The sequence below is a fragment of the Streptomyces alkaliphilus genome, from assembly GCF_014141535.1.
Lineage (GTDB): Bacteria > Actinomycetota > Actinomycetes > Streptomycetales > Streptomycetaceae > Streptomyces > Streptomyces alkaliphilus.
Genome location: NZ_VKHT01000269.1, coordinates 1 through 5678, shown reverse-complemented (window position 1 = coordinate 5678; position 5678 = coordinate 1). Strand labels below are relative to the sequence as shown.

Genomic DNA, 5678 nt, shown 5'->3' with positions numbered 1-5678 from the left:
GGGTGGAGCGGCAGCGGGTGCCGGACCCGGAGGACCCCGGGGGCTCGGTGACGGCCGTCTACCTGGTCCCCTTCCACCGCGCGGAGGTCTCCCTGGCCGCGCAGCTCCGACGGCTGTTGGAGCACCCGGAGGATCGCCTGGCGGCCTTCGACGGGGTGGACTGGGAGGTGGCCCTGGGGTGGCTGGCCAAGCGCACCGGCGCCGAGTTGGCGCCCGAGCAGCGGGAGGCGGTCCGGTTGGCGTTGACCGAGAAGGTGGCCGTGCTCACCGGCGGGCCCGGCTGCGGCAAGTCCTTCACGGTGCGCTCGGTGGTGGAGTTGGCCCGCGCCAAGCGGGCGAAGGTGGTACTCGCGGCCCCCACCGGCCGGGCCGCCAAACGGCTGGCGGAGCTGACCGGGGCGGAGGCGTCCACGGTTCACCGACTGTTGGAGCTCAGGCCCGGAGGGGACGCCGCCTACGACCGGGACCGGCCGCTGGACGCCGACCTGGTGGTGGTGGACGAGGCGTCGATGCTCGATCTGCTGCTGGCCAACAAGCTGATCAAGGCCGTGGCCCCGGGCGCCCACCTGTTGCTGGTGGGGGACGTGGACCAGTTGCCCTCGGTCGGGGCGGGGGAGGTGCTGCGCGACCTGCTGGCGGAGGGCGGACCGGTGCCCTCGGTGCGGCTGACCCGGATCTTCCGGCAGGCGCAGCAGTCCGGGGTGGTCACCAACGCCCACCGCATCAACGCCGGCACCCCGCCGCTGACCAGCGGCCTGGACGACTTCTTCCTCTTCGTGGAGGAGGACACCGAGGAGGCCGGGCGGCTGACGGTGGACGTGGCCGCGCGGCGGGTGCCCGCCCGCTTCGGGCTGGACCCGCGCCGGGACGTGCAGGTGCTCACCCCCATGCACCGGGGCCCGGCCGGGGCCGGGGCGCTCAACGGCCTGCTCCAGCAGGAGATCACCCCGGCTCGACCGGGCCTGCCGGAGAAGCGCTTCGGCGGTCGGATCTTCCGGGTGGGCGACAAGGTCACCCAGATCCGCAACAACTACGACAAGGGCGCCAACGGCGTCTTCAACGGCACGGTGGGCGTCGTGGTGGGCCTGGAGCCGGAGGAGCAGCGGCTGACCGTGCGCACGGACGAGGACGAGGAGGTGCCCTACGACTTCTCCGAACTGGACGAACTCACCCACGCCTACGCGGTGACCGTCCACCGCTCGCAGGGCAGTGAGTACCCCTGCGTGGTGATCCCCGTCACCACGAGTGCCTGGATGATGCTCCAGCGGAACCTGCTCTACACGGCGGTGACCCGGGCGAAACGGTTGGTGGTGCTGGTGGGCTCGCGGCGGGCGCTGGGGCAGGCGGTGCGCACGGTCTCGGCCGGTCGACGGTTCACCGCCCTGAAACACAGGTTGGCCGGGGAGGTGTGACCGGCGCTCCGGTGGGGATCACGGGGAGTGACGCGCCGAGGTGGCACGTGGGGTGTGCGCCCGGGGCGCCGGGGCCCCCGGGGCGTCGGCGGCCGGCGAACGGCCGAACGGGGCGAATGAGTCGATGAGCGAATGAGAGCGAGGGCGGCTCGGTGAACGTCGGATCGGCGGTTCGGGTGACGATCCGATGAGCCGCCGGGCCATCCCGGGGCCTCTCGCGCCAAGGCGGGGGAAATTCATCCCTTTGTCCGGTACCGTTCCGGCACGGCGTGCCAGAACGGGGCCCATTGGACGACCCCGAGTGCACCAAGTGGCCCCGGATGGGGGAGAGTGGAATCAGTCAGGGCACCTCGAAGAAGAGGCACTACGTCGGTGAGGGATGACGTGAGCGAACACCGCGCAAGTGACAACGACAGCGCAGTGGTACTGCGGTACGGCGACGGCGAGTACCGCTTCCCGCTGGTGGACAGCACGGTCGGTGACCGTGGCTTCGAGATCGGCAAGCTGCGGACACAAACCGGTCTGGTGACCCTGGACTCCGGTTACGGCAACACCGCGGCCTACAAATCGGCGATCACCTACCTCGACGGGGAGCAGGGCATCCTGCGCTACCGGGGGTATCCGATCGAGCAGCTGGCGGAGCACGGGACCTTCCTGGAGACCGCCTACCTCCTCATCTACGGCGAGCTGCCCACCGTGGATCAGCTCTCCGCCTTCCGGGGCGAGATCACCCAGCACACGCTCCTCCACGAGGACGTGAAGCGCTTCTACGACGGCTTCCCGCGGGACGCGCACCCGATGGCGATGCTCTCCTCCGTCGTCAGCGCGCTGTCCACCTTCTACCAGGACAGCCACAACCCCTTCGACGAGGACCAGCGGCACATCTCCACCATCCGCCTGCTGGCCAAGCTCCCCACCATCGCGGCGTACGCGTACAAGAAGTCCATCGGCCACCCGGTGGTCTACCCGCGCAACGACCTCGGCTACGTGGAGAACTTCCTCCGCATGACCTTCTCGGTCCCGGCCGAGGAGTACGAGCTGGACCCGGTGGTGGTCGGCGCCCTGGACAAGCTGCTGATCCTGCACGCGGACCACGAGCAGAACTGCTCCACCTCCACCGTGCGGCTGGTCGGTTCCTCGCAGGCCAACCTGTTCGCCTCCATCTCCGCCGGCATCAACGCCCTGTGGGGCCCGCTGCACGGCGGCGCCAACCAGGCCGTGCTGGAGATGCTGGAGCAGATCCGGGAGGCCGGTGGCAACGCCGACACCTTCCTGGAGAAGGTCAAGAACAAGGAGGACGGCGTCCGCCTGATGGGCTTCGGCCACCGGGTCTACAAGAGCTTCGACCCGCGCGCCAAGATCATCAAGGCCGCCGCCCACGATGTGCTCTCCGCGCTCGGCAAGAACGACGAGCTGCTGGACATCGCGCTGCGGCTGGAGGAGCGCGCGCTGAGCGACGACTACTTCGTCTCGCGCAACCTCTACCCGAACGTCGATTTCTACACCGGCCTGATCTACCGGGCCATGGGCTTCCCGACCACCATGTTCACCGTGTTGTTCGCGCTCGGCCGGCTCCCCGGCTGGGTCGCCCAGTGGCACGAGATGATCAAGGAGCCGGGCTCCCGGATCGGTCGTCCGCGCCAGATCTACACCGGTGTGGTCGAGCGGGACTACATCCCGGTCGAGCAGCGCTGAGCGACGGGCCGGGGGTGCCCGGCCCGAGCGGTCGCGGAACCCGGTCTCGTCACCGCGGGGCCCGTTCCCCCGATCGGGGGAACGGGCCCCGCGGCGTTCCTCCGTGCCGTCCGGGGCTCTCCCGGGCTCTTCGGGGAAGGGCCCGGGACGGGGCGGACGCGGGGCGGGCCCGGCTCGCGCGTCGCTCCCGGGGTGATCGCACATCGTGGTGACGCGACTACGATCATGTAATGTGATTCAGATCACACCCGGCTGGGTGCAACCCGGGGCCTCCGGGTCGGTCTAATGGAGTGAGATCGACGTGGTTTCGGCTGGACCCACGTCGACAGCCGCTCGGACGGGGTCCCGTGGGGGGACGCTCTGCGCCGACGGCACAAGGCGCCTCGCGCTCGGGCCCTGTGGGGGGACCCGGCGTGGGGCGCCTTCCTGTCGCGGTGGACTTCCTCCTGCCGTGGTGGCCCGTGGCGGAGTCGGGGTGAGAGGGCTTTCCCCGTCCCGGCATCCCCCGTGTGCCCGCTCCTCCCGGGTCCTTCCGTGCCTCCGGCTCCCCGGCGGGCCCGTGTCGCGCCCGGGAGGCCGCTCCGGGGGCCCCGTCGGCCGCCCCCGGGGCCGTTTCGGCGGTCCGGGCGGCCCCCTGCGGCCCCCGGCCGCCGAAACGGCGCCGTCGGGCCCTCAGGCGGCTCCGGTCACCTCGTACCCCGCCTCGTCCACGGCGGCCCGTACGGCGGCCTCGTCCAGGGGGCGGTCGGACTCCACGGTCACCAGCCCCTCGCCCGCGCGGGCGTGCACCGAGCTCACCCCCGGCAGCGCGGACAGTTCCTCGGAAACCGACTTCTCGCAGTGGCCGCAGGTCATCCCGGACACCTTCCAGGTGGCCCGGTGGATCGTCTCGCTCATGGCTTCCTCCTTGCCGTGCGGCCGTTCGGCCGGTGCGGATGGCTCACTCGCCCCACCGGACGCCGGCGGGCCGGCGCGGTCGGACGTCATGGAGTCGCCCACTATACCCCCGGAGGGTATGTGATTCGGGAAGCGGGAAGTGGCGGGGCCGGATGGGGATCGAGGAGTGCGGGCTCCGGCGACACGCGGAAGGGCCCCGGGGGCGACACCTGTCGCCCCCGGGGCCCTTCCGCGGCTCACGGGTCCCCCGGGTCTCCCGGGGCCCGCTCAGCTCCCGGACCGTGCCGGGACCCCGCTGTCACCGCCGGACCCGGCCCCGGTCCCGGGTGTCCCCGGGGAGGCCGCCGCGCCGTCGCCTGAGCCGTCGTCGTCCGCCCGAACGGCGGCCGGGCCGTCGCCCGGACCCTCCGGACCGTTCTCGGCCGTGTACTGCCGGTTCCGCATGCTCAACACGATGCTCGCGCCCACCGCGGCCAGGAGCGAGGCCAGCAGCACCGCCGCCTTCACGGTCTCCTGGAGCTCCAGGTCCTCGGTGAAGGCCAGTTCGGAGATCAGCAGCGAGACGGTGAAGCCGATGCCCGCCAGCATCGAGGCGCCGGCGATGTCGGCCCACCTCAGGACCGGGTTGAGCTCGACCCGGGTGAGTCTCACCATCAGCCAGCTGGCGCCGAAGATACCGACGATCTTGCCGAGGAACAGACCCAGTACGACGCCCAGCGCCTCCGGCTGCTGCGGCAGGCCGGTGATCGTCTCGGCCGAGATCGCGACGCCGGCGGCGAAGAGCGCGAAGATCGGCACCGCCAGGCCCGCCGACCACGGGTGCACGATGTGCTCGACGTGCTCGGCGGGGGAGTGCTTCTCGCCCTCGCGCGGAGTGGAGCGCAGCAGCATGCCGATGGCGACACCCGCGATGGTGGCGTGCACGCCGCTGTTGAACATCAGGGCCCAGATCACCAGTGCCAGCGGCACGTAGATGTACCAACCGCGCACCCCTTTGTGGTGAAGGACCCAGAAGACCGCCAGGCCGACGAAGGAGCCGAAGAGGGCGAGGAAGTTCAGGTTCGAGGTGTAGAAGATCGCGATCACGGTGATCGCGATCAGGTCGTCCACGATCGCCAGGGTGAGCAGGAAGGTGCGCAGCGCCGATGGCAGATTGCGCCCGACCACCGCCAGCACGCCGAGCGCGAAGGCGATGTCGGTGGCCATCGGCACCGCCCAGCCGTCCATGTTGCCGCCCTGGACGCCGACGACGACGGCATAGAAGATCGCCGGCACGGCCATGCCGCCGACCGCGGCGACGATGGGCAGGATCGCCGCGACGGGATTGCGCAGCTCGCCGATGACCATCTCGCGCTTGAGTTCGATACCGACGATGAAGAAGAAGACCGCCAGCAGGCCGTCCGCCGCCCAGTGGCCGATGGACATGCGCAGCCCCAGCTCGGAGAAGCCCAGGTAATGGTCCCGGACCGAGGCGTAGCCGTCTCCCAGGGGCGAGTTGGCGAGAATCAGGGCCAAAGTGGCGGCGATCAGCAGCATCAGGCCGCCGGAGACCTCCAGTCGGAGGAACTCGGCGACGGACCGTCGATCACGCTCCCGGTACTCGCCGGGCACATTGGAACTGGGTGCGGACGGGGGCGTCATCAGCGGGGGCCTCCGAAGGCGGTCGGGAACGGG

At 71.0% G+C, this 5678-nt stretch carries 4 protein-coding genes; 2 read left to right on the top strand and 2 right to left on the bottom strand.

What is annotated here, in order from left to right; genetic code table 11:
• Positions 1-1412 (top strand): SF1B family DNA helicase RecD2 (gene recD2, locus FNQ90_RS10880; protein WP_182606186.1); only part of this gene is annotated, 1412 nt, incomplete at its 5' end.
• A 384-nt stretch (positions 1413-1796) separates the two neighbouring features.
• On the top strand, positions 1797-3107 hold the full coding sequence (locus tag FNQ90_RS10875) for a citrate synthase (protein WP_182606185.1): 1311 nt from the start codon (positions 1797-1799) through the stop codon (positions 3105-3107).
• Between the two features lie 672 nt (positions 3108-3779).
• Here FNQ90_RS10875 and FNQ90_RS10870 read toward each other — a convergent pair.
• Complete coding sequence (locus FNQ90_RS10870; protein ID WP_182606184.1) at positions 3780-4094, bottom strand: heavy-metal-associated domain-containing protein; 315 nt, start codon at positions 4092-4094, stop codon at positions 3780-3782.
• Positions 4095-4271: 177 nt separating this feature from the next.
• Positions 4272-5645: a Na+/H+ antiporter NhaA gene (nhaA, locus tag FNQ90_RS10865; RefSeq protein WP_182606183.1), complete on the bottom strand. Its 1374-nt coding sequence runs from the start codon at positions 5643-5645 to the stop codon at positions 4272-4274.
• Between the last annotated feature and the right edge of the window lie 33 nt (positions 5646-5678).